This is a genomic window from Mesobacterium hydrothermale (genome assembly GCF_035818635.1).
Taxonomy (GTDB): Bacteria; Pseudomonadota; Alphaproteobacteria; order Rhodobacterales; family Rhodobacteraceae; genus Mesobacterium_A; species Mesobacterium_A hydrothermale.
On sequence record NZ_JAYLLH010000030.1, the window covers coordinates 1 to 21,728 of the forward strand.

At 63.7% G+C, this 21,728-nt stretch carries 21 protein-coding genes; 9 read left to right on the forward strand and 12 right to left on the reverse strand.

Going from position 1 to position 21,728, the window contains the following annotated elements; translation table 11 throughout:
- Positions 1–375: 375 nt before the first annotated feature.
- Positions 376–2,535, forward strand: a complete 2,160-nt coding sequence (gene pnp, locus VK792_RS16125; protein ID WP_326298894.1) for a polyribonucleotide nucleotidyltransferase — start codon at positions 376–378, stop codon at positions 2,533–2,535.
- Positions 2,536–2,808: 273 nt separating this feature from the next.
- Here the strand turns inward: pnp and VK792_RS16130 are convergent, their stop codons facing one another.
- Together VK792_RS16130 and VK792_RS16135 are read right to left on the reverse strand one after the other, a co-directional pair.
- On the reverse strand, positions 2,809–3,513 hold the full coding sequence (locus tag VK792_RS16130) for a winged helix-turn-helix domain-containing protein (RefSeq protein ID WP_435404864.1): 705 nt from the start codon (positions 3,511–3,513) through the stop codon (positions 2,809–2,811).
- A complete protein-coding gene (locus VK792_RS16135) occupies positions 3,485–3,760 on the reverse strand; it encodes a hypothetical protein (protein ID WP_326298896.1) in 276 nt (91 codons plus the stop codon). The genes VK792_RS16130 and VK792_RS16135 overlap by 29 nt, the downstream gene beginning before the upstream one ends.
- Before the next feature lie 190 nt (positions 3,761–3,950).
- Here VK792_RS16135 and VK792_RS16140 point away from each other — a divergent pair, with 190 nt between their 5' ends.
- From VK792_RS16140 to VK792_RS16150, 3 genes are all read left to right on the forward strand, one after another.
- Positions 3,951–4,376, forward strand: coding sequence for a hypothetical protein (locus VK792_RS16140; protein ID WP_326298897.1), 426 nt, complete (start codon positions 3,951–3,953; stop codon positions 4,374–4,376).
- A 126-nt stretch (positions 4,377–4,502) separates the two neighbouring features.
- A complete protein-coding gene (gene rnhB, locus VK792_RS16145; RefSeq protein ID WP_326298898.1) occupies positions 4,503–5,135 on the forward strand; it encodes a ribonuclease HII in 633 nt (210 codons plus the stop codon).
- Between the two features lie 90 nt (positions 5,136–5,225).
- Positions 5,226–6,332: a site-specific DNA-methyltransferase gene (locus tag VK792_RS16150; RefSeq protein WP_326298899.1), complete on the forward strand. Its 1,107-nt coding sequence runs from the start codon at positions 5,226–5,228 to the stop codon at positions 6,330–6,332.
- 104 nt (positions 6,333–6,436) lie between these two features.
- On the opposite strand, the gene VK792_RS16155 is transcribed toward VK792_RS16150, so the two are convergent.
- Positions 6,437–6,898: a YbjN domain-containing protein gene (locus tag VK792_RS16155; RefSeq protein WP_326298900.1), complete on the reverse strand. Its 462-nt coding sequence runs from the start codon at positions 6,896–6,898 to the stop codon at positions 6,437–6,439.
- A gap of 120 nt (positions 6,899–7,018) precedes the next feature.
- On the opposite strand from VK792_RS16155, the gene VK792_RS16160 reads away from it, so the two are divergent.
- Entirely contained in the window at positions 7,019–7,894 is an 876-nt protein-coding gene (locus VK792_RS16160) for a DMT family transporter (RefSeq protein WP_326298901.1), read from the forward strand.
- 21 nt (positions 7,895–7,915) lie between these two features.
- Here the strand turns inward: VK792_RS16160 and VK792_RS16165 are convergent, their stop codons facing one another.
- Both VK792_RS16165 and aroC read right to left on the reverse strand, forming a co-directional pair.
- The gene (locus VK792_RS16165) at positions 7,916–8,860 is read right to left on the reverse strand and encodes an AEC family transporter (RefSeq protein ID WP_326298902.1); all 945 of its coding nucleotides are present in this window, start codon (positions 8,858–8,860) and stop codon (positions 7,916–7,918) included.
- A gap of 4 nt (positions 8,861–8,864) precedes the next feature.
- Positions 8,865–9,968, reverse strand: a complete 1,104-nt coding sequence (gene aroC / locus VK792_RS16170; protein WP_326298903.1) for a chorismate synthase — start codon at positions 9,966–9,968, stop codon at positions 8,865–8,867.
- Positions 9,969–10,129: 161 nt separating this feature from the next.
- Here aroC and VK792_RS16175 point away from each other — a divergent pair, with 161 nt between their 5' ends.
- From VK792_RS16175 to VK792_RS16185, 3 genes are read left to right on the forward strand one after another with little or no spacing between them, the layout of a single operon-like run.
- Positions 10,130–11,044, forward strand: a complete 915-nt coding sequence (locus VK792_RS16175; RefSeq protein WP_326298904.1) for a sulfite exporter TauE/SafE family protein — start codon at positions 10,130–10,132, stop codon at positions 11,042–11,044.
- Positions 11,044–11,805 (forward strand): TIGR02186 family protein, encoded by a 762-nt coding sequence (locus VK792_RS16180; protein ID WP_326298905.1) that lies wholly within the window; start codon positions 11,044–11,046, stop codon positions 11,803–11,805. Before VK792_RS16175 ends, VK792_RS16180 begins: the two co-directional genes overlap by 1 nt.
- The gene (locus VK792_RS16185; protein ID WP_326298906.1) at positions 11,805–12,239 is read left to right on the forward strand and encodes an acyl-CoA thioesterase; all 435 of its coding nucleotides are present in this window, start codon (positions 11,805–11,807) and stop codon (positions 12,237–12,239) included. Before VK792_RS16180 ends, VK792_RS16185 begins: the two co-directional genes overlap by 1 nt.
- 8 nt (positions 12,240–12,247) lie before the next feature.
- Here the strand turns inward: VK792_RS16185 and uvrC are convergent, their stop codons facing one another.
- The 6 genes from uvrC to VK792_RS16215 form a co-directional block, all read right to left on the reverse strand.
- Complete coding sequence (gene uvrC, locus VK792_RS16190) at positions 12,248–14,110, reverse strand: excinuclease ABC subunit UvrC (protein ID WP_326298907.1); 1,863 nt, start codon at positions 14,108–14,110, stop codon at positions 12,248–12,250.
- A gap of 310 nt (positions 14,111–14,420) precedes the next feature.
- Positions 14,421–15,200, reverse strand: a complete 780-nt coding sequence (locus VK792_RS16195; protein WP_326298908.1) for an SDR family oxidoreductase — start codon at positions 15,198–15,200, stop codon at positions 14,421–14,423.
- A gap of 10 nt (positions 15,201–15,210) precedes the next feature.
- Positions 15,211–16,161 (reverse strand): calcium/sodium antiporter, encoded by a 951-nt coding sequence (locus tag VK792_RS16200; protein ID WP_326298909.1) that lies wholly within the window; start codon positions 16,159–16,161, stop codon positions 15,211–15,213.
- A 1-nt stretch (position 16,162) separates the two neighbouring features.
- A complete protein-coding gene (locus VK792_RS16205) occupies positions 16,163–16,330 on the reverse strand; it encodes a hypothetical protein (RefSeq protein ID WP_326298910.1) in 168 nt (55 codons plus the stop codon).
- Between the two features lies 1 nt (position 16,331).
- A complete protein-coding gene (locus VK792_RS16210) occupies positions 16,332–17,129 on the reverse strand; it encodes a S49 family peptidase (protein ID WP_326298911.1) in 798 nt (265 codons plus the stop codon).
- Positions 17,130–17,333: 204 nt separating this feature from the next.
- Positions 17,334–19,532 (reverse strand): primosomal protein N', encoded by a 2,199-nt coding sequence (locus VK792_RS16215; protein WP_326298912.1) that lies wholly within the window; start codon positions 19,530–19,532, stop codon positions 17,334–17,336.
- Positions 19,533–19,615: 83 nt separating this feature from the next.
- Here VK792_RS16215 and fsa point away from each other — a divergent pair, with 83 nt between their 5' ends.
- Entirely contained in the window at positions 19,616–20,269 is a 654-nt protein-coding gene (gene fsa / locus VK792_RS16220; protein WP_326298913.1) for a fructose-6-phosphate aldolase, read from the forward strand.
- 142 nt (positions 20,270–20,411) lie between these two features.
- Here the strand turns inward: fsa and VK792_RS16225 are convergent, their stop codons facing one another.
- Complete coding sequence (locus VK792_RS16225; RefSeq protein ID WP_326298914.1) at positions 20,412–21,647, reverse strand: DEAD/DEAH box helicase; 1,236 nt, start codon at positions 21,645–21,647, stop codon at positions 20,412–20,414.
- Positions 21,648–21,728 lie beyond the last annotated feature (81 nt).

Sequence of the window (21,728 nt, forward strand, 5' to 3'; positions counted from 1 at the left end):
GTTTGGCGGGCAGACCCCAACGACATCATCGCCGCAAGAAATCGAGGGTTCCAAATGTTGGATTCAATCCACTAGCACGGACTGAACGATCTTTGCCGCCCAAATCCGCCAGAGGTCATAATTCTCCGGGTGTGCTGACGCGCTTTTCCGATGCAAGCCCGGTTTCTGCCCGTTCCCGGCCCGGCAGGACGCGTTGGCGGCACGAGAAACTCATCGCTTTCCAAATGATGGAAAAACCTGTATCGCACCCCCACATCTGAGACGTGACGCACTGACCCCGGCGCATGCGATGGATTGAGGGGTCGGCGGCAATGGGGCCGCCATTCAAACGGGGACCCGGGATACGCCCGGGAGCGCCCCTTACAGGAAACGACGATGTTCAACGTTACGACGAAATCGATGCAGTGGGGCGAAGAGACGCTCACACTGGAAACGGGCAAGGTTGCCCGTCAGGCTGATGGCTCTGTCATCGCCACCCTTGGCGAAACCTCGGTCATGGCGAACGTGACCTTTGCCAAGGAACCCAAGCCCGGTCAGGACTTCTTTCCGCTGACCGTGCACTATCAGGAAAAATACTATGCCGCCGGCAAAGTCCCGGGTGGCTTCTTCAAGCGCGAGGCGCGTCCGACCGAAAAGGAAACGCTGACCGCGCGCCTGATCGACCGTCCGATCCGTCCGCTGTTCGTCCCCGGCTTCAAGAACGAAGTGCTGGTGATGTGCACCGTGCTGTCGCACGATCTGGTCAACGACCCCGACATCGTCGCGATGATCGCCGCGTCCGCCGCGCTGACCATTTCGGGCGCACCATTCATGGGCCCGATTGCAGGCTGCCGCGTGGGCTTTGTTGACGGCGACTACATCCTGAACCCCGAGGTTGAGGATATGGACCAGCTGCGCAACAACCCCGAACAGCGCCTGGACCTGGTCGTCGCCGGCACCAAGGACGCCGTGATGATGGTGGAATCGGAAGCATACGAGCTGACCGAGGACGAAATGCTGGGCGCCGTGACTTTTGCCCACGAACAGATCCAGCCGGTCATCGACCTGATCATCTCGCTGGCCGAAGACGCCGCGAAAGAGCCGTTCGACTTCACCCCGCCGGATTATTCCGCGCTGTATGAAAAGGTGAAGGCCGCCGGCGAAGAGCAGATGCGCGCCGCTTACGCGATCCTCGACAAGCAGGAACGCGTGGCTGCCGTGGCCGCCGCGAAAGAGGCGATCAAGGCTGGCCTGTCCGAGGAAGAGCTGGAAGACGCGAACCTTGGCTCGGCCCTGAAGAAGCTGGAATCCTCCGTCCTGCGCGGCAGCGTGGTGAAGGAAGGCAAGCGGATCGACGGCCGTGCGCTTGATCAGGTGCGCCCGATCGTGGCGGAAACCGGCATCCTGCCGCGGACCCACGGGTCTGCCCTGTTCACCCGTGGTGAAACCCAGGGTCTGGTGGTGACCACGCTGGGCACCGGCGATGACGAACAGATCATCGACGCGCTGCACGGCAACTTCCGCTCGAACTTCCTGCTGCACTATAACTTCCCGCCGTATTCGGTAGGTGAAGTCGGCCGCGTGGGGTCCCCGGGTCGCCGCGAAATCGGCCATGGCAAGCTGGCCTGGCGCGCGCTGCAGGCCGTGCTGCCCGCCGCCACCGATTTCCCCTACACCATCCGCGTCGTGTCCGAGATCACCGAATCCAACGGCTCGTCCTCGATGGCGTCGGTTTGCGGTGGGTCGCTGTCGATGATGGATGCCGGTGTGCCGCTCAAGGCCGCCGTCGCCGGTGTCGCCATGGGCCTGGTGCTGGAAGAAGACGGCTCTTACGCCGTTCTGACCGACATCCTGGGTGACGAAGACCACCTCGGCGACATGGACTTCAAGGTTGCCGGGACCGAAGCGGGCATCACCTCGTTGCAGATGGACATCAAGGTCGCGGGTATCACGCCCGAGATCATGAAGAAGGCCCTTGCGCAAGCCAAGGAAGGCCGGATGCACATCCTGGGCGAGATGAACAAGGCACTGTCCGGCGCTGGCGAGTTCAGTGTTCACGCCCCGCGCATCGAGACCATGCAGATTCCGACCGACAAGATCCGTGAAGTGATCGGGTCGGGCGGCAAGGTCATCCGCGAGATCGTCGAAGTGTCGGGCGCCAAGGTCGACATCAACGATGACGGCATCATCAAGATCGCGTCGCCGAACGGTGAAGCCATCCAGAAGGCCTATGACATGATCTGGTCGATCGTGGCAGAGCCGGAAGAAGGCAAGGTATATGACGGCAAGGTCGTGAAGATCGTCGACTTCGGTGCCTTCGTGAACTTCTTCGGCAAGCGTGACGGCCTTGTTCACGTCAGCCAGATCGTTCCCCGTCGGCTGAATCACCCGAACGAGGTGCTGACCGAAGGCCAGGATGTGAAGGTCAAGCTTCTGGGCTTCGATGATCGTGGCAAGGTCCGCCTGTCGATGAAGGTCGTGGATCAGGAAACCGGCGAAGAAATCGCGCCGGAAGAAAAGCCGCGCAAGAAAAAGGGCGACGACGCCGAGGAGTGATCCCCGCGTCCCGCGCTGTTGCGAAACCCGGCCCCGAAAGGGCCGGGTTTTTTCGTTGCCGGGCTGGCCCACAGGTCGGGTTTACCCTACTGGGAAAATACCCCGCTCTTTACCCGTGAAACGAGTATGTGATTTCTGCGATAGCGGTCGCATCGCTACATGGGATGCAAGCGGACAGCGGATGAACCAAGTCACACTCACGGGACATCAACGTGCCGCTGCAGGACCCCGATCGAAAGATCGGGGTCAACTTTTTTCCAGTAGCCGCAGGACTTACAAGACCTGAATCACCGACTTCTCGATCGACAGCATATAGCCGCGCCGCGCAATATTCTTGACCAACAGCTCGCTGACCAACTGATTGCCCAACGCATCGCGCAACCGTTTGATCCGGGTCGCGCCCGCCGCCTCTTCGCAGTCGGATGCATCGCGGCCGGAAATCATCGCCTCGATCTCTGCCCCGGTCAGGATGTCGTCATCCATCCGCGCCTCGGCCAGCACCGACAGGGTTTCGATCGCCGCGTCGGTCAGCTTGAACCCCATGGTGTTCAGGTAAACGGTCTTTTCCTCGCGGCTGATGATCAGCGAATTGACCTGGATACCAGACCGTTCGATCTGCGCCATCCGCCTGTTCAGGATCACAAGAAACACCAGGAACACCAAGGCCGCGATCAGCATTGCGCTGGCAAAGACAAGCAGGACAAAGATCACCACGCGATAGCTGGCCAGCGTATCGGCAAAGGCGGTGCCTGACTGGGCAAGGATTTCCAGCAACTTGATTTCCGCAGGCCCGGTCAGCCCGTCGTTTTCAACAAAGATCCGCTCCACCCGCGCGTTGAATGCGTTGGCATCCGGCAAGGTCAACAGCAGCAGCGCGCCGGCGATGAACAGCAGGCCGACGATCGCGGCAATCCCAAAGCTCACGATCCGTGTGCCCGACCGGCGCGCATCAGAAGCGGAGGTAATAGGCTCCGGCACTCGCCTTCCTTTCATCAAGTCCGCTTTCGTCGAACACCGAAAGCACGTTCAGCAGAGTCCAGCCCTGCGCGGCAAGCCGCGGCGCAAGCTGTGCCTGCGCGGCGGACGGGGTGCAGGCGCCAGTGATCTGGGCCACACCATAATGCAGGCGCAACGGGCTGTCCTGCTTTGCCTTGTAGTCGGCAAAACAGCCTGCCTCAGCGGCCACGGGGCCCAGAAGGGCCAGGATGATCAACAGATGTCTCATGCATGGCAGCCTGCGCCGGCAAGCGGCGAAATTCAATAACACAAAGGGGTTGGCCCGTTGTTATCGGATAACCGGGGGACGTTATTGCCTGTCTTTCGGGGGGTGGCCCAGGTTGGTCTTACGGGTGCTGCCACCAAGGGGGGCGCGCCGGATCAAGTCCCGCGAACAGATAGGATAAAGGAGTTTTCCCATGTCGCGTAAATTCATCGGAGCCATCCTTGGCGCAGCGCTGACCGTCACCGCCTTTTCGGCCGCACCGGCCCGCGCCGACGACAGGGACCTTGCGCGTTTCCTGGGAACGGCGGCAACGCTGTTCATCATCGGCAAGGCCATCGAAAGCCACAACGACCGTGACCGGCAGCGCGTCCATGCCCCGGCGCAGAACCATTATAAGCCGAAGCCCAAGCCCAAGCCGCAAGCCCATGCGTATCACCCCAAACCCAAGCCGCGCCCACAGGCGCACAATCGCTGGGACGGCAAGGGCGGCAAGCGTTGGGATCATAACCGCCGCAACGATCGCATGGTTCAGGTTCCGCAAAGCTGCATGCGAGAGGTCGGCCACAATCGTTATGTGGTGAACAGCAACTGCGTCAGCCGCAACCTGCCGCGCCGCTGATCGCAACCAGGCAGGGATGCGGCGCACCCCCAGTCTCAGCCGCATCCGGCAGGGCGCGTGGACAAGGTTCGGGTCCACGCGCCCTTTTTGCTTGCGCCTGCCCGCGCCGCGCGGTTCAACCGGCATATGACCGGACCCGATTTTTCCTTTGAACAGGCCGCGCAGGCGCAAGGCGCCGTGCGGGTCGCCGGGGTCGACGAAGTCGGACGTGGCCCGCTGGCCGGCCCCGTCACCGCCGCTGCCGTGATCCTCGACCCCACCAATTTGCCCGAGGGGCTGAACGATTCCAAGAAACTGACCGCCCGCAAACGCGAAGCGCTGTTCGACCGCATCATGGCCACGGCAGAGGTGTCCATCGCCCATGCCTCGGTCGAAGAGATCGACGCGCTGAACATCCTGCGCGCCAGTCACCTGGCCATGGTCCGGGCGCTTGACGGCCTGCCCCGCCGCCCCGACCACGCGCTGATCGACGGCAACCTGCTGCCGCGCGGGTTGACCATCCCTGCCACCGCCGTGATCAAGGGCGATGCTCTGAGCCTGTCGATCGCCGCCGCGTCGATCGTGGCAAAAATCACCCGCGACCGCATCATGTGGGACTTGGCGCAACAGTTCCCCGGCTACGGCTGGGAAACAAACGCCGGATACCCGTCAAAGTGTCACAAAGCTGCACTTCAAGACCTTGGGATCACCCCACACCATAGACGATCCTTCAAACCGGTACACAATATCTTGTATCAAGAGAAATCTACAACCCCTTGATTCAAAAAAGAATTTGACGACGAATCAGGTTTGACTCATCTTTCTGCCTAACCACAGAGCGCGAAAACGTGCCGGGGACAGAGGCAGAAAATGACTAAGATGACTTCATTGAAGGGCGTGAAGACGCTTCCTCTCAACACGATCCTTGATGGCGACTGTATCGACATGATGAACAGTCTCCCCGCAGAATCTGTTGACCTGATCTTTGCGGATCCGCCCTATAACCTGCAACTCAAGGGCGATCTTCACCGCCCCGACAATTCCCGCGTCGACGCGGTGGATGACCATTGGGATCAGTTTTCGTCCTTTGCCGCCTATGACGCGTTCACCCGGGATTGGCTGGCCGCCGCCCGCCGCCTGCTGAAACCCAACGGCGCGATCTGGGTGATCGGTTCGTATCACAACATCTTTCGTGTCGGCACCGCGTTGCAGGACGCCGGCTATTGGATCCTGAATGACGTGGTCTGGCGCAAGTCGAACCCGATGCCGAATTTCCGCGGCAAGCGGTTCACCAATGCGCATGAAACCATGATCTGGGCGTCAAAATCGGAAGGCGCGAAATACACCTTCAACTACGAGGCGCTGAAATCGCTGAACGAAGGCATCCAGATGCGTAGCGACTGGGTTCTGCCGATCTGCAATGGCGGCGAACGACTGAAGGACGCCAACGGCGAAAAGGCCCACCCGACCCAAAAGCCCGAAGCGCTGCTGCACCGCGTGCTGGTCGGCGCGACCAATCCCGGCGACGTGGTGCTGGATCCGTTCTTTGGCACCGGCACCACCGGTGCCGTCGCCAAGATGCTGGGCCGCGACTGGATCGGTATCGAACGCGAAGCGGCCTATCGTACGGTCGCACAGAAGCGCATCGACAACATTCGCAAGTTCGACAAATCCGCGTTGGAGGTCAGCCAGTCAAAGCGCGCCGAACCGCGTGTGCCCTTTGGCCAGGTGGTCGAACGCGGCATGCTGCGCCCGGGCGAAATGCTGACCTCGGCCACCGGCAAGACCGCCAAGGTTCGCGCCGATGGCACGCTGGTCGGCAATGACGTCAAAGGCTCGATCCACCAGGTCGGTGCCCATCTGGAAGGCGCACCCAGTTGCAACGGCTGGACCTACTGGCACTTCAAGCGCGAAGGCAAGATCGTCCCGATCGACGTGCTGCGCCAACAGATCCGCGCAGAAATGCGCGAAACCTGAGTTTCCAAAGTATCTCAAGAGGTACCGCCTGTGCCTGTGGCCTTCCACAGCGCACGGAACTGCCCCGCCTTCATTGGCGGGGCTTTTTTCATATGTGGCAGGGCCTACCAGCCGATGTATTTCTCAAACTCGCCCATCACCACGCGCCACCAGTCGATGGTGTCGGCAAAATTGGTGTCAGTCACGCCGCCGAACAGGTTGACGTTGTATTCGATGAACGGATCCATCTCGTCATCCAGATAGACCTTGCCGAACCGCTTGTCGCGGTTCCACGCATTGACCCGATCCAGCGACATGCCGGACGTCAGGTCGTAACCGGCCTTGAACTGGATTGTCGTGCAGGCATCGTGATTGTCGCCGCAACCATAGAAAAGAACCCGGTACGGCGTGCCATCGATCTTGCCCTCCAGCATCGGGTCACCGGTGGAATCAAAGGTCTGCGATACCAGGTACCCTTCGGACTGGAACACCCGCATCATGGATTGCACGTCGTTGGCATGGATTTCCGCCACCGCCGGAACGGCGAGCATGGAAACCCCCAAAGCAAGGATTGTTTTTCTAATCATTCTGTTCCCTCTGTCCTGTTGTGCATCGCGCGGTGCCGTTGCGCCTGCCATGCGAACGGTATACCGCTTTTGCAACGGCCCGCATATGACGCAGGGCAAATACGGAACCTGGGGCACGACATGGACCTGCGCGCAATCCTGATGGGGCTGGCTTTCGCCTTCATGTGGTCTTCGGCCTTTACCTCGGCCCGGATCATCGTGGCAGCCGCGCCGCCGATGATGGCGCTGTCCTTCCGCTTCCTGATCTCGGGGCTGATTGCCGTGGCGCTGGCCCGGATCATGGGCCAAAGCTGGCACCTGACCCGCACCCAGTGGCGCGCGACGATCATCTTCGGCATCTGCCAGAACGCGCTGTACCTCGGCCTGAACTTCATCGCGATGCAATGGGTCGAGGCGTCGCTGGCCGCGATCATCGCCTCGACCATGCCGCTGATCGTGGCGCTGGCGGGCTGGCTGGTCTTTGGTGACAAAGTACGCCCGCTGGGCATTGCCGGGCTGGTGGCCGGGGTTCTTGGCGTCGTGCTGATCATGGGCGCGCGGATGCAGGGCGGGGTCGACCTGCTGGGCGTCGCGCTGTGCGTGATCGGGGCGATATCGCTTGCCGTGGCGACGCTGGCGCTGAAAGGCGCATCGTCCAGCGGGAATTTCATGATGGTGGTCGGGTTGCAGATGCTGGTCGGCAGCGCCGTTCTGGTCGGTCCTGCGCTGGCACTGGAAACGCTGTCGGTCGACTGGTCGTGGCAACTGGTGGTGGCGTTCCTTTACACCACGTTGGTGCCCGGTCTGGCAGCAACGTTGGTATGGTTCCTGCTGGTCAACCGCATCGGCACGGTCAAGGCGGCCACCTTCCACTTTCTCAACCCGTTCTTCGGCGTCGCGGTCGCCGCTGTGATCCTGAACGAAAGCCTTGGGCTGATGGACCTTGTCGGCGTCGCTGTCATCACCGCCGGGATCCTTGCCGTGCAAGTGTCAAAACAGGTGCCCGCGAAGGCATAGTGCCGGCACACGGCGCGGGCCCTACAGCAACCACACCAGCAGCACGCTCAGCGTAAGGAAGGACGCCGACGTCGTCCCCAGCAGCGCAAGCGAGGCCAGCCCCTCGGTCCCAGCCTCCTGGCACAGGATGGCGTAGATGCTGATCATCGGCATCGCCGCCGACAGGACCAGGATCACCTGCATGTCGCGGTCCAGCAGCGGCAGCCCAATGGTTGGCGCCAGCAGCAGCAGGGCAAAGGCCACGGCGGGAAAGACCACCAGCTTGCCCAGCGCGATGAACGCCGCCAGCCCCCGGTTGCCCCGGAACGGCAGCCCGACCAGCGCCCCGCCGATAAAGAACAGCGCCAGCGAACTCGCCGACACGGCAAGCATGGAAAACACCTTGTCCAGCGTCGCGGGCATCGGCAGGTTCAGCGCCGCGAACAGCGCGCCAAGGATGATCGCAATCACCATCGGACGCCGCAACACCGACCAGATCACCTGCCCCGCCGTGCCGATGGCAGACCCGTGCCGCCCCGGCTTCGCCAGTTCCATCAGCACGAAACAGGCGGGCAGGATGGCGAAATTTTCCACCAGCATGTTCATGGCCAGAACCCGCGTCGCCTCGTCCGGGAAGGCCAGCAACATGGTGGGATAGCCGACAAACCCGGAATTGGGCGCCACCGCCCCCAGCACCGCCGCCGCCCGGCGCGGGGCGTCTGTCCCGGTTAGCGCCAGCACGGCATAGACCACCAGCGCGGTTGCCCCGGCCGCGGCCAGGTACACCGCCATGTAGCCCAGGTTCAGAACCTCTTGGATCGGTGTGCGCGACACCGCGTTGAACAGCAGCGCGGGCAATGAGAACATCATCACGAACTGGCCGAAGACGCGCATGTCGGCGGATTTGAACAGCCCCTTCCAGACACTGAAATAGCCCAGCGCCACCAGCGCGAAGATCGGGAAGGTGATGTTCAGGATCGCCGACATCGGGTCAGCCGATCTGCCCCCGGTTCACCCCGATCTGGCCGCGATGCAGCAGCAGGTGGTCCAGGATCACGCAGGCCATCATCGCCTCGCCCACCGGAACCGCGCGGATGCCGACACAGGGGTCGTGACGGCCCTTGGTGATGATTTCCGCCGCCTCGCCCGACTTGGTGATGGTCTGGCGCGGCTTCAGGATGGACGACGTCGGCTTGACCGCGAAGCGCACGACCACATCCTGCCCGGTGGAAATCCCGCCCAGGATGCCGCCCGCGTGGTTCGACGAATAGACCGGCTTGCCATCGTTGCCCATGAAGATCTCGTCGGCATTGGCTTCGCCGGTCAGTTCCGCAGCCGCCATGCCTTCGCCGATCTCAACACCCTTGACGGCGTTGATCGACATCATCGCTGCCGCCAGATCGGTGTCCAGCTTGCCATAGATCGGCGCGCCCAGACCGGCGGGCACGCCGCGCGCCACCACCTCGATCACCGCACCGACGGAATTGCCGGACTTGCGCAATTCACCCAGGTAATCGGCCCACTGTTCGGCCGCCTGCGCGTCCGGGGTCCAGAACGGGTTCTGTTCGATCTGGTCCCAGTCGAACCGGTCACGGTCGATCCTGTGCGGCCCCATCTGCACCATGTAGCCGGTGATCTGCACATCCGGTGCCAGCGCCTTGATCGCCTCGCGCGCGAGACCGCCCGCCGCGACCCGCGCCGCGGTTTCGCGGGCAGACGACCGGCCGCCGCCGCGATAGTCGCGGATCCCGTATTTCTGCCAATAGGTGATGTCGGCGTGACCGGGGCGGAATTTCTCGGCGATATCGCCGTAATCCTTCGACCGCTGGTCGGTGTTCTCGATCATCAGCTGCACCGGCGTGCCGGTGGTCTGGCCTTCGAAGACACCCGACAGGATCTTGACCTCATCCGGCTCGCGGCGCTGGGTGGTGAACTTGTTCTGTCCCGGCTTGCGACGGTCCAGCCAGTGCTGGATCATCGCCGGGTCAATCGGCACGCCCGGCGGGCAGCCATCCACCGTCGCGCCCAGTGCGGGCCCGTGGCTTTCACCCCAGGTGGTGACGCGGAAGAGATGTCCGAAACTGTTCAGGCTCATGGCGCGGTCTCCTTTGCTGGCCGTGTTAGGACAGCGGCGCGGCGCCCTCAAGCGCTTTCCCGCGGCAGCCCCCGCGCCCGCGCGCAACACCAGTGTCGCAGAACGCGGAAACGGCGTGTTCTGCGCTTGCAAGACCGCCCGGCTTTGAGTCTTATCGACATATGCAAATCTACTTGCCCATTGCCGAGGTATCGGTGAACGCCTTCATGCTTCTGGGGCTGGGTGGGCTTGTCGGTCTGCTGTCCGGCATGTTCGGCGTCGGCGGGGGCTTTCTGCTGACCCCGCTGCTGTTCTTCATCGGCATCCCCCCGGCCGTTGCGGTCGCCACCGGCGCGAACCAGATCGTCGCCTCGTCGATCTCGGGTGTGCTGGCGCATCTCCGGCGCAAGACGGTCGATCTGCGGATGGGAAGCGTTTTGCTGATCGGGGGTCTTGCCGGCGCGGCGATGGGCGTGGGGCTGTTCAACTACCTGAAAAGCCTGGGCCAGGTCGATCTTCTGGTGCAGCTTTGCTATGTCATCTTCCTGGGCATCATCGGCGCGCTGATGTTTGTCGAAAGCCTGCGCGCCCTGCGCAAGGTGAAACGCGGCGGCCCGCCCGCCCGCAAGAAACACTTCGCCGTGCATGGCTGGCCCTTGAAGGTGCGGTTCCGCACGTCCGGCCTTTATATTTCCGTCATCCCGCCAATCTTCGTCGGCGTCGCCGTCGGCGTGCTGTCGGCCGTGATGGGCGTGGGGGGCGGGTTCATCATGGTGCCCGCGATGATCTATCTGCTGGGCATGCCCACCAAGGTGGTGATCGGGACCTCGCTCTTCCAGATCATATTCGTCGCCGCCTTCACCACGCTGCTGCACGCCTCGTCGTCGCACACCGTCGATATCATGCTGGCGCTGCTGCTGATCCTGGGCGGGGTCATCGGCGCGCAACTGGGCACCCGGATCGCGGTCTATCTCAAGGCCGAGCAACTGCGCATCCTGCTGGCGGTTCTGGTTCTGGCGGTCTGCGGCAAGATCGCGCTCGACCTGCTGCTGGAACCGGCAGAGCACTACTCCATCGCTTTCATCAAGGCGGACTGATGCGCTGGCTGATCGTCACCCTGCTGACCTTGCTGACCGGCCCCGCCCTGGCCGAGGAGGTCGTGCTTGGCCTCAGCAAGGACAGCGTGCGCATCACCGCCGATTTCGATGGCTCCGATATTCTGATCTTTGGCGCGATCAAGCGCGAAGTACCAATTCCCACCGACGGCCCGATCGAGGTGGTGGTCTCCGTTGCCGGCCCGTCTGAACCGGCACAGGTCTATCGCAAGGAACGCCGCTTCGGCATCTGGATCAACACCGACAACGTCAACATCGCCGCCGCGCCATCGTTTTATGCCGTGGCCACCAGCGGTCCTTGGCCCAGCGTCCTGACCGAGACAGAAGACCTGCGCCACAAGATCTCGATCCCGCGGGCGATCCGGTCGGTGGGGGCCACCAGCGAATCCGCCGACGCCCAGGCTTTCATCGACGCGCTGATCCGACTGCGCACCGAGAACGGCCTGTATACGCTGGCGGAAAATGCGGTCCAACTGGATGAACAGACCCTGTTTTCCACGTCGATCAAGATGCCCGCCAACTTGACCGAAGGGACTTATGCCACGCGCATCTTCCTGACCCGGGGTGGCGATGTGGTGTCGAAATTCGAAACCACGATCGACGTGCGAAAGGTCGGGCTTGAACGCTGGCTTTACAACCTTTCCAAGCAACAGCCGGTCTACTACGGCATCCTGTCCCTGCTGATTGCGGTTGTTGCAGGGTGGGGGGCCTCTGCCGCGTTCCGGCTGCTCAGAAACGGCTGATGGCGCGTACCCCGCCGCAGCCCCGCAGCGCCTATCGCGCGTTCCGCCAGATGCAGACGCGCTGGATGGACAACGACGAATACGGCCACATGAACAATGCGACTTACCTGTCGCTGTTCGATACAGCGGTCAGCCTGTGGCAACTTGAAAACGGGATCGAGATCCGCGGACCAGAGGCCACGCGCTTTCTGGTGGTCGAAACCGGCTGCCGGTATTTTTCCGAACTGGGCTTTCCCGACGTGGTTCACGCCGGCCTGCGCATCGGCCACCTTGGCACCAGTTCCTTCCGGTACGAGGTCGGGCTGTTCCGCAATGACGACGACATCGCCAGCACCGAAGGCTTCTTTTCGCAGGTCCATGTCGGCCCTGACCACCGCCCTGCCCCGATTCCCGATCCGATCCGCGCGATCCTTGCGCCGCTGGTGATCCGCTAGGCGCGGCGTCACGCCCCTTCGTGGAAGAACGCATAGATCCGTTCGGCCAGAGCCTCGCTGACCCCATCGACCGCCTTCAAATCCGCAAGGTTCGCCCGGCTGACGGCCTTGGCCGACCCGAAATGTGCCAGCAATGCCCGCTTGCGCGACGCGCCTACCCCCGGCACCTCGTCCAGCGGGGTTGCGCCCACCGCCTTCGCCCGTTTCGCCCGGTGGGTGCCAATGGCAAAGCGGTGCGCCTCGTCGCGCAAACGCTGGATGAAATACAGCACCGGGTCGTTCATCCGAAGGGCAAAGGGCCGTTCACCGACGCGGTGGAACTCCTCCTTGCCGTGGTCGCGGTCCACGCCCTTGGCAACGCCCACCATCGCGATATCCTCGACCCCCTGCTCGGCCATGATCGCGGCCACAGCCGACACCTGCCCGGCCCCGCCGTCGATCAGCAGCAGGTCGGGCCACATGCCCTTTTCGCGGTCGGGGTCTTCCTTCAACAGCCGGGTAAACCGCCGCGTCAGAACCTCTTTCATCATGCCGAAATCATCGCCGGGCGTCAGGTCGTCGCCCTTGATGTTGAACTTGCGGTACTGGCTTTTCAGAAAGCCCTCTGGCCCTGCCACGATCATCGCGCCCACCGCGTTGGTGCCCTGAATGTGGCTGTTGTCATAGACCTCGATCCGCTGCGGCGGGCCGTCCAGCCCGAACGCCTCTGCCACCCCGCGCAACAATTTCGCCTGTGTCGCGGTTTCCGCCATCTTCCGGGCCAGGCTTTCGCGGGCGTTGCGCGCGGCGCTTTCCACCAGTTCGGCCTTTTCGCCCCGCTGCGGTACGGCGATCTCGACCTTGCGGCCCAGCTTGCCCGACAGCGCCTCTTCCATCAGGTCGGCGTTCTCGATTCCATGCGACAGCAGCAGCAGGCGCGGCGGGTCCTTCTGGTCGTAGAACTGGCCGATGAACGCCTCCAGCACTTCGGCCTCTTCGACATATTCGCCGACCCGGGGATAGAAATCCCGGTTGCCCCAGTTCTGGTTTGCCCGGATGAAGAACACCTGCACACAGGCCTGTCCGTTTTCCAGATGCAGCGCGATCACGTCGGCCTCGGCCACGCCACGCGGGTTGATGCCCTGCGCGGTCTGCACCTGCGTCAGCGACCGGATCCGGTCGCGCAACGCGGCGGCCCGTTCGAATTCCATCGCGTCGCTTGCGGCCTGCATCTGCTTGGCCAGCGTTTCCTGCACCTGCGTCGTGCGACCGGACAGGAACTGTTCGGCATCGCGCACCGCCGCGGCATAGTCCTTGGCACTGATCTTGCCGACGCAGGGCCCGGAACAGCGCTTGATCTGGTATTGCAGGCAGGGCCGCGTGCGCCCTTCGAACATGGTGTCGGAACAGTTCCGCAGCAGGAACACCTTCTGCAACTGGCTCAGCGTTCGGTTCACCGCCCCCGCGCTGGCGAAGGGGCCGTAATAGCTGCCCTTTTCCTTCTTGGCCCCGCGATGTTTCCGGATCATCGGAAAGGCGTGATCGGTCACATGGATGTTCGGAAACGACTTGTCGTCGCGCAACAGCACGTTGTAGCGCGGCTTCAGCTGCTTGATCAGGTTCTGTTCCAGCAGCAGCGCTTCGGTTTCCGTCCGCGTGGTCAGGAACATCATGCTGGCGGTTTCGCGGATCATCCGCGCGATGCGCGGCGAATGCCCCGAGGGCCGGGCATAGTTCGACACCCGCGCCCGTAAGTTGCGCGCCTTTCCGACGTACAGAACCCGTGCTTGGGCATCCAGCATCCGATAAACGCCGGGACTGCTGTCCAGCGTTTTCAAGTAGCCCTGGATACAGGCATGGCCGGTCACCGCGGGGATCGATTCGTGTGTCATGCAGGCTGCCCTTGGATCATCATCCAAACATGTGATTCTTTGCATCTGGCTGCAACGCCGGCACGTCCAAGGCAAGGTGGATTGCATCCACCATTCCTGTGGATAAGTTTATGGGTAAGTTTTGACCCAGCCGGATTTTTCCTTGTATTTGGCCCATTTCCTTGCTTTGCACAATTTTTAGGCTGATTTTCAAACCATTGAAACATAAGCGTTAATTTTTGCGTGCGCCGCAAAACATTGAAAACATTGAAGGTTTTGTAACGCTTTCGTAACGTAAATTAACGCCGTGCAAAACTTTTGCGGGAAACCCCTATTCAACCCCCTGCACGTCCGGCGTACGCCATCCCAGGTGTTGTCCGCCATCAGCGCAGATCAGTTGCCCCGTCACCCCCGGCGAATCAAGGAAGAACCCCAGCGCGGCCGTGATGTCCGACGGGTTTGCGCCGCGTTTCAGAACGGTAGTGCTGCGCTGGTTTTGGAAGTGCTGCGCGCTTTGCCGCGCGCCTTGCAGCGTCGGGCCGGGGCCGATCGCATTGACCCGCACCGCGGGCGCCAGCCCCTGCGCCGCGGTCTGGGTCAAGGCCCACAGCCCCATCTTGGCGATGGTATAGGTCATGAACTCGGGCGTCAGCTTGCGCACCCGCTGGTCGATCATGTTGATGACCAGCCCCTGCGCCACCGGCTCTCCGATCTCGTCGGTCGCGGGCTCCGGCACCTGCGCCGCGAAATGCTGTGTCAGCACGAAAGACGCGCGCAGGTTGGATTCCAGGTGCCTGTCCCAACTGTCGCGCGTCGCCGTGGCGATGTTGTCATATTCGAAGACCGACGCGTTGTTGACAAGGCAGGTCAACGGCCCGCCCAGCGCGGCAACCGTACGCGGCACCAGCCCCTGCATCCCGGCCTCGTCTGTCAGGTCGGCCTGCAGCGCCACAGCGCGGCGGCCCAGCGCCTCGATCTCGGCCACGACCTCGGCAGCCTCGGCCTCAGAGCCAGCATAGTGCACGGCCACGTCAAAGCCGCGACCGGCAAGGTATATCGCCATGGCACGACCCAGCCGCCGGGCGGCTCCGGTGACAAGTGCTTGGGGCATCGAAAACTCCTCAGATCAGAACGGCCGCGATATAGGTAAGGTAAAGCGCGGTCAGCGCCACCCCCCAGCCACGTCCAAGATCACGCTTGAGGAAAACAAAGGGAACAAGGATCGCCGACGCGGCCAGCATGACCCACAGATCGAAGGTCAGGAATTCGGGATCGACCTCGATTGGCGTGATCAGCGACGCCACACCGATGATGGCCAGCAGGTTGAACATGTTCGACCCGATCACATTGCCCAGTGCCACGTCCGCCTGACGCCGCAGCGCCGCCATCACCGTGGTCGCCAGTTCCGGCAACGATGTGCCCAGTGCGACCAGCGTCAGCCCGATCACGGTTTCACTGACCCCGAACATGCGCGCGATCTGAACCGAGCTGTCGACCAGAAGGTCAGCGCCAAGCGGCAGCCCGACCAGGCCAAGGGCAAGGTACAGGCAGATCTTCCACCACGGCATGTCGGGATCGGCACCTTCGGGCTCTTCCTCATCCTCGGCGGCAGCGATCCCTTGCCGGCGATGCGCCAGCGCGTCGACGATCTGGGTCAGCAGGATTGCTGCAAGCACCAGCAGCAACACAAGCCCTGCGATCCAGTCGAACACGCCGCGAAACGCCAGCGCGATGAACAGCAGCGACGCGCCGATCATCTGGACATAGCTTTTGCGGGTGTCGCATCCGCTGGTGTGCATCAGCGCGATCATCCCCGGCACGCCCAGCACCAGCAGCACGTTGGCGGTGTTCGATCCCACCACGTTGCCCAGCGCAATCCCCGGCGCGCCGTCCAGCGCCGCCTTGATGGAAATCAGCAGTTCTGGTGCCGAGGTGCCGAAGGCCACGATGGTCAGGCTGACGATCAGCGCCGGGATCCCGATCCGCAGGGACAGGTTGACCGCCCCCTTGACCAGGGCATCCCCGGCCAGAAGCAGGATCACCAGACCCAGCAATGCGAAAACCCAGACCATCTCAGCCCTTCCTGTTGCCGCAGGGGCACGGCCCCTTGCCGATCCTGTAGCGTCCGCATTTCGGACATTTCTGCGAGGCCAGCCGTTTCTGGCCCGGCAGCTTCACCTTGCCGAACATGGCCAGCACCGCCATGCCCAGCAGAAAGAACGTGATGATCTTGACCAGCACGTCAGAGCCCGAACCGTGCGAATTGCGCGCGTTCCTCGATCCCGGCCAGCGCCTCTTGCGCGGCCTGGGCGCCGAAGCGCATCAACAGCGGTTTACGGGCGCCATAGCGGCGGAACCGTACCTTGTCGCCGAAACGGTCCTTCATCACCGGCACAAGGTGCCCGATTCCATCCGCCAGCCCGACCTGCACCGCCGACCGGCCGATCCAGATTTCGCCGGTGAAAAGATCGGGAGTGTCGGCCAGTTTCGCACCCCGGCGCGATTTGACGTGACCGATGAAGTTGTCGTGCAGCTCTTCCAGCAGGCGGTTCAGCCGTTCGACATCTTCCGGCTTTTCCGGCAGGAACGGGTCGAGCATGGATTTCGACGTGCCCGCCGTGTGCACCCGCCGTTCGATCCCCTGCCGCGACAGCAGCACGTTGAGCCCGAAGCCCGCGGAGATCACCCCGATCGAGCCGAGGATGGAACTTTCATCGGCAAAGACTTCGTCCGCGGCCGAGGCCAGCCAATAGCCGCCCGAAGCGGCCACGTCCTCGACAAAGGCGAAAACCGGGACCTCGCATTCTTCGGCCAGGCGGCGGATGCGCGCGCCGATCAGCGACGACTGCACCGGAGAGCCGCCGGGCGAGTTGATTTCCAGCGCGACGGCGTCGGGTTTGCCCTTGCGAAAGGCCTTTTCCAGCACCGGGGCCAGACTGGTGTCATTCAGGCTGCCACGCCCGTTCATTCCAATGGCGCCCTGCAGGCGGACCACTGACACGACGGGTGACGATTTCACGAAAGGGATCCAGCGTTTCATGACGGGGCATGTAGATGGCCGGGCGCGGACAAACAAGGTTCCGGCGGAAAGAATGCCGCGGTGTTGTTTGCAAGTGGGGTTTCGGACCGGGCTGCGCCCGATCCGACCCCGGCGGGCCTTGCCCGCCGGCAGCGTTCTTCGAACGCCCTGGAGGCTCTGCCTCCAGACCTCCGAGGTATTTGCAAAACCAAAGACAAGACAGGGTCAGTAGAAGCTTTGCGGGTCGATATCTATGGCAAGGCGCAGCTGGCCCTTGAGCGGGAAAGGGCGGATCCAGTCGGCCAGCGCCTGTTGCAGCGGCGCGCCCTTGTCGGCCTTGACCAGCAGGCGGACGCGGTGACGGCCGCGGACCCGGGCGATGGGCGCCGGGGCCGGGCCGAAGACCTGCGCGCCGATGCGGCGCAGCGGGCCGTCATGGCGCGCCAGCGCGTTGCCAAGGTCGAAGACGTCTTGCACTTCGGTCGAGCTGAGGATGATGCCGGCCATGCGGCCATAGGGTGGCACGCCTGCGGCCTGACGTTCCGCGGCCTCGGCCTGCCAGAAGCCTTCCTCGTCGCCAGACAGGATCGCGCGGATCACCGGGTGGTCGGGCTGGCACGTCTGGAGCAGGGCAAGGCCCTTGCGTTCCGAGCGGCCGGCGCGGCCCGCCACCTGCCGCATCAACTGGAACGTGCGCTCGGCGGCGCGCAGGTCTGAGCCTTGCAGGCCAAGGTCGGCGTCGATCACGCCCACCAGCGTCAGCAGCGGGAAGTTGTGTCCCTTGGCCACCAGCTGCGTGCCGATGATGATGTCGGCGCCGCCGGCGGCGATCGCCTCGATCTGCTCCCTGAGGGCACGGGCCGAGCCGAACAGATCGGAACTGAGCGTGGCCACCCGGGCCTCGGGGAAGAGCGCCTGGGTTTCCTCGGCCAACCGTTCGACGCCGGGGCCCACCGGGGCGAGCCTGTCCTCGGCCTGGCAGTGCGGGCAGGCGGTTGGCATCGGTCTGGTTTCGCCGCACTGGTGGCAGACCAGCCGTTTCAGGAAGCGGTGTTCGACCATCCGCGCGTCGCAGTGATCGCAGCCGATCTGGTGACCGCAGGCCCGGCAGACCGTGACCGGGGCATAGCCCCGCCGGTTGAGGAACAGCAGCGATTGTTCGCCCTTTTCCAGGCGCGCGGTGACCGCCGCCTGCAGCGTGGGGGAAATCCAGCGCGCGGCGGGCAGCTTTTCCGCCCGCATGTCGATGGTGCGCATCTCGGGCAGGACGGCGGGACCGAAACGCGCGGTCAGGTCGACCCGGTCGTATTTGCCGGCTTCGGCATTGGCCCAGCTTTCCAGCGACGGCGTGGCCGAGGCCAGCACCACCCGCGCACCCAGGATCGACGCCCGCAGCACCGCCATGTCACGGGCATTGTACAGAACGCCCTCTTCCTGCTTGTAGGAGGTGTCGTGTTCTTCATCGACGACGATCAGGCCAAGATCGCGGAACGGCAGGAACAGGGCCGAGCGGGCGCCGATCACCATCTGCGCGCCGCCCTGGCCCACCATGCGCCAGACCCGGCGGCGTTCGGTCATCGTCACGCCGGAATGCCATTCCGCCGGGCGCGCGCCGAACCGGGCCTGAACCCGGGTCAGGAATTCGGCGGTCAGCGCGATTTCGGGCAGCAGCACCAGCGCCTGGCGGCCACGGCCCAGGCATTCGGCCACCGCTTCGAGGTAGACCTCGGTCTTGCCGGAGCCGGTCACGCCCTTCAGCAGCGTGGTGCCATAGCCGCCGGCGGCGATCCCGGCGCGCAGGCGGGCGGCGGCATCGTGCTGATCTTCGGTCAGGTCCTTGCCGCCATATCCGGGATCGAGCCCGGGAAAGGGCGTGTCGCGGGCGGTGTCTTCCTCCTGCAAGACACCTTGTTTCACCAGCCCCTTGATGACCGAGGGGGTCACCCCGGCCTCCTCCGCCAGTTCGCGCTGGGTCAGGGACAGACCGCCCAGCTGTTGCAGCACGGCGATCACCCGGCGGCGGGCGTCGGTTTCGCGATCGGGGCGGCCCGTCCCCAGGCGATAGACCTTGCGCATCGACGGCGGATCACCCAGGCCCGGCGCACGGGTCGCCAGACGCAGCATCGCCGACATCGGTGTCAGCGTGTAGGCCCCGGCGCGTTCGAGGAAGGTCCGCATCTCGTCGCGCATCGGCGCGGCCTCCAGCACCCGCAGGACCTGGCGGATTTTCGCGGCGTCGAAATCGCCCCTGCCTGGCCCCCAGACCACGCCCAGAACCTTGCGCGGGCCCAGCGGCACCTCGACGAAGGCGCCCAGGAAACAGCCGCCCTCGGGCGCGCGATAATCCAGCACCCGGTCCAGCGGCTGGGTGGTCAGAACGCCGATCAGATCGTTCTCGGCAAAATGGGAGGGGCTGTTGTCCATACGCTCTTGGGGGTTTCGGTTGCCGTCCTCATGGGGTAAAGCCCGGGGCACGAAAGGCCAAGCCAAGAGAGGAGGCGCGCGCCATGAAATTCTTTGTCGATACCGCAGAAATTCAGGACATCCGCGATTTGCACGACCTGGGCATGGTCGACGGGGTCACCACGAACCCGTCGCTGATCGCCAAATCGGGCCGGGATATCCTTGAGGTCATCAAGGAAATCTGCGACCTGGTCGACGGCCCGGTGTCCGCCGAGGTTGTCGCCACCGACGCCGCGGCGATGATCACCGAGGGGCGCAAACTGCTGGAGATTGCGCCGAACATCGCGGTCAAGGTGCCGCTGACCTGGGACGGTCTGAAGGCCTGCAAGGTGCTGACCGACGACGGCCACATGGTCAACGTCACCCTGTGCTTCAGCGCCAACCAGGCGATTCTCGCGGCCAAGGCCGGGGCGACCTTCATCAGCCCGTTCATCGGGCGTCTGGATGACATCAACCTCGACGGTCTGGACCTGATCGAGGACATCCGCACGATCTATGACAATTACTGCTATGAGACCCAGATCCTGGCCGCGTCGATCCGGTCGGTCAACCATATCAGCGATTGCGGCAAGATCGGTGCCGACGTGATCACCGCGCCGGCCGCCGTGATCAAGGCGATGGCCAACCACGTGCTGACCGACAAGGGTCTGGCCGGTTTCCTGAAGGACGCGGAAAAGGCCGGGATCAAGATCGTCTGAGTGCATCTGCGGCCAGGGCGGGAGCGAGGGGCCAGCCCCTCGCGCTCCCCGGGATATTTTCGGCAAGATGATGAACAGAGCGTGGCCTTGCAGCCATGGCCTTGAACTGGAAACGGCGGGGGTGGCCCCGCCGTTTTGTTGTTTAGGCCGCTTTCTGACGGTTGCGGCTGCGGCTCTGCGGGCGGCGGCGCGCACCCCCCTTGGGCTTGGGTTTTCCATCCGCACGGGTTCCGGACTTGGGGCCGTGGGGCTCTGCCGGCGTGTCGCCAATCACCGGGATCGGCTTGCCGATCAGGCGTTCGATGCCGCGCAGGTGCTTGATCTCTTCGCGGCCGCAGAAGCTGATGGCGCGGCCATCGCGCCCGGCGCGGGCGGTGCGGCCGATGCGGTGAACGTAGTTGTCGGCGACGTTGGGCAGGTCGAAGTTGTAGACGTGGCGCACGTCGGGAATGTCGATCCCGCGCGCGGCCACGTCGGTGGCCACCAGCACGCGCAATTCGCCGGTGCGGAACGCTTCGAGCGCGCGGTTGCGCTGGCCTTGCGACTTGTTGCCGTGGATCGCGCCAACGGCAAAGCCTTCGGATTCGAGCTTGCGGCTCAACCGTTCGGCGCCATGCTTGGTGCGGGCAAAGACCAGCGCCAGTTCGTCGCGGTGCTGATCCAGCAGATCCGAGAGAGCCTTGGGGCGCCCGGCCTGTTCGACGAAGACCACCGCCTGGTCGATCTTGTCGGCGGTCTTGCCCGGGGGCGTCACCTCGACCCGGACCGGATCGGTCAGGAAGGCGGCGGCGATTTCTTCCATCTGCTTCGGCATGGTGGCCGAGAACAACAACGTCTGGCGGTTCTTCGGCAGCAGCTTCGCGATCTTGCGCAGGGTGTGGATGAAGCCCAGGTCCAGCATCTGGTCGGCCTCGTCCAGCACCAGGTAGCGGGTGTCGTCGAGCGACACCGCGCCCCGTTCCAGCAGGTCCATCAGCCGGCCCGGCGTTGCCACCAGCAGATGCGCGCCGCGCATCAGGCGCTGCGACTGGGCGTTGATCGACGCGCCGCCGATCACCAGCACGGTGCGCAGGTGCGAGCCTTGCAGGAACAGTTTCAGCGAATCGTGGATCTGCTTGGCCAGTTCACGGGTCGGCGCCAGGATCAGCGACTGTACCTGCTTGGGCTGGCACTTGTTTTTCGACGTGGTCAGCTTGTCCAGCAGCGGCAGGCCAAAGGCCAGCGTCTTGCCGGTGCCGGTCTGGGCCAGGCCCATCACGTCGCGGCCTGCCAGCGCCAGCGGGATCGCCTGCTGCTGAATCGGTGTGGGTTTGGTCAGAGCCTGCTCTTGCAGGCGCGCCAGCAATGCGGGGCGGAGCCCCAGCGGTTCGAATGTCATCAGGTATTGGTCCTTTCGGGCCCTGCCACCGTTGGCGCGGGCCGGGTCTGTCCGCCCGTTGGTGCGGCACGTAACGTCGGG

What these genes read in the sequence shown, in the direction of transcription:
- aroC (WP_326298903.1), bottom strand. Translation starts at nt 9,968, where the DNA reads ATGAGCCTGAACAGTTTCGGACATCTCTTCCGCGTCACCACCTGGGGT.
- VK792_RS16140 (WP_326298897.1), top strand. Translation starts at nt 3,951, where the DNA reads ATGTCGCGTAAATTCATCGGAGCCATCCTTGGCGCAGCGCTGACCGTC.
- rnhB (WP_326298898.1), top strand. Translation starts at nt 4,503, where the DNA reads ATGACCGGACCCGATTTTTCCTTTGAACAGGCCGCGCAGGCGCAAGGC.
- pnp (WP_326298894.1), top strand. Translation starts at nt 376, where the DNA reads ATGTTCAACGTTACGACGAAATCGATGCAGTGGGGCGAAGAGACGCTC.
- VK792_RS16175 (WP_326298904.1), top strand. Translation starts at nt 10,130, where the DNA reads ATGCAAATCTACTTGCCCATTGCCGAGGTATCGGTGAACGCCTTCATG.
- VK792_RS16150 (WP_326298899.1), top strand. Translation starts at nt 5,226, where the DNA reads ATGACTAAGATGACTTCATTGAAGGGCGTGAAGACGCTTCCTCTCAAC.
- VK792_RS16185 (WP_326298906.1), top strand. Translation starts at nt 11,805, where the DNA reads ATGGCGCGTACCCCGCCGCAGCCCCGCAGCGCCTATCGCGCGTTCCGC.
- VK792_RS16165 (WP_326298902.1), bottom strand. Translation starts at nt 8,860, where the DNA reads ATGTCGGCGATCCTGAACATCACCTTCCCGATCTTCGCGCTGGTGGCG.
- VK792_RS16225 (WP_326298914.1), bottom strand. Translation starts at nt 21,647, where the DNA reads ATGACATTCGAACCGCTGGGGCTCCGCCCCGCATTGCTGGCGCGCCTG.
- VK792_RS16135 (WP_326298896.1), bottom strand. Translation starts at nt 3,760, where the DNA reads ATGAGACATCTGTTGATCATCCTGGCCCTTCTGGGCCCCGTGGCCGCT.
- VK792_RS16210 (WP_326298911.1), bottom strand. Translation starts at nt 17,129, where the DNA reads ATGAAACGCTGGATCCCTTTCGTGAAATCGTCACCCGTCGTGTCAGTG.
- fsa (WP_326298913.1), top strand. Translation starts at nt 19,616, where the DNA reads ATGAAATTCTTTGTCGATACCGCAGAAATTCAGGACATCCGCGATTTG.
- VK792_RS16200 (WP_326298909.1), bottom strand. Translation starts at nt 16,161, where the DNA reads ATGGTCTGGGTTTTCGCATTGCTGGGTCTGGTGATCCTGCTTCTGGCC.
- uvrC (WP_326298907.1), bottom strand. Translation starts at nt 14,110, where the DNA reads ATGACACACGAATCGATCCCCGCGGTGACCGGCCATGCCTGTATCCAG.
- VK792_RS16155 (WP_326298900.1), bottom strand. Translation starts at nt 6,898, where the DNA reads ATGATTAGAAAAACAATCCTTGCTTTGGGGGTTTCCATGCTCGCCGTT.
- VK792_RS16195 (WP_326298908.1), bottom strand. Translation starts at nt 15,200, where the DNA reads ATGCCCCAAGCACTTGTCACCGGAGCCGCCCGGCGGCTGGGTCGTGCC.
- VK792_RS16215 (WP_326298912.1), bottom strand. Translation starts at nt 19,532, where the DNA reads ATGGACAACAGCCCCTCCCATTTTGCCGAGAACGATCTGATCGGCGTT.
- VK792_RS16160 (WP_326298901.1), top strand. Translation starts at nt 7,019, where the DNA reads ATGGACCTGCGCGCAATCCTGATGGGGCTGGCTTTCGCCTTCATGTGG.
- VK792_RS16180 (WP_326298905.1), top strand. Translation starts at nt 11,044, where the DNA reads ATGCGCTGGCTGATCGTCACCCTGCTGACCTTGCTGACCGGCCCCGCC.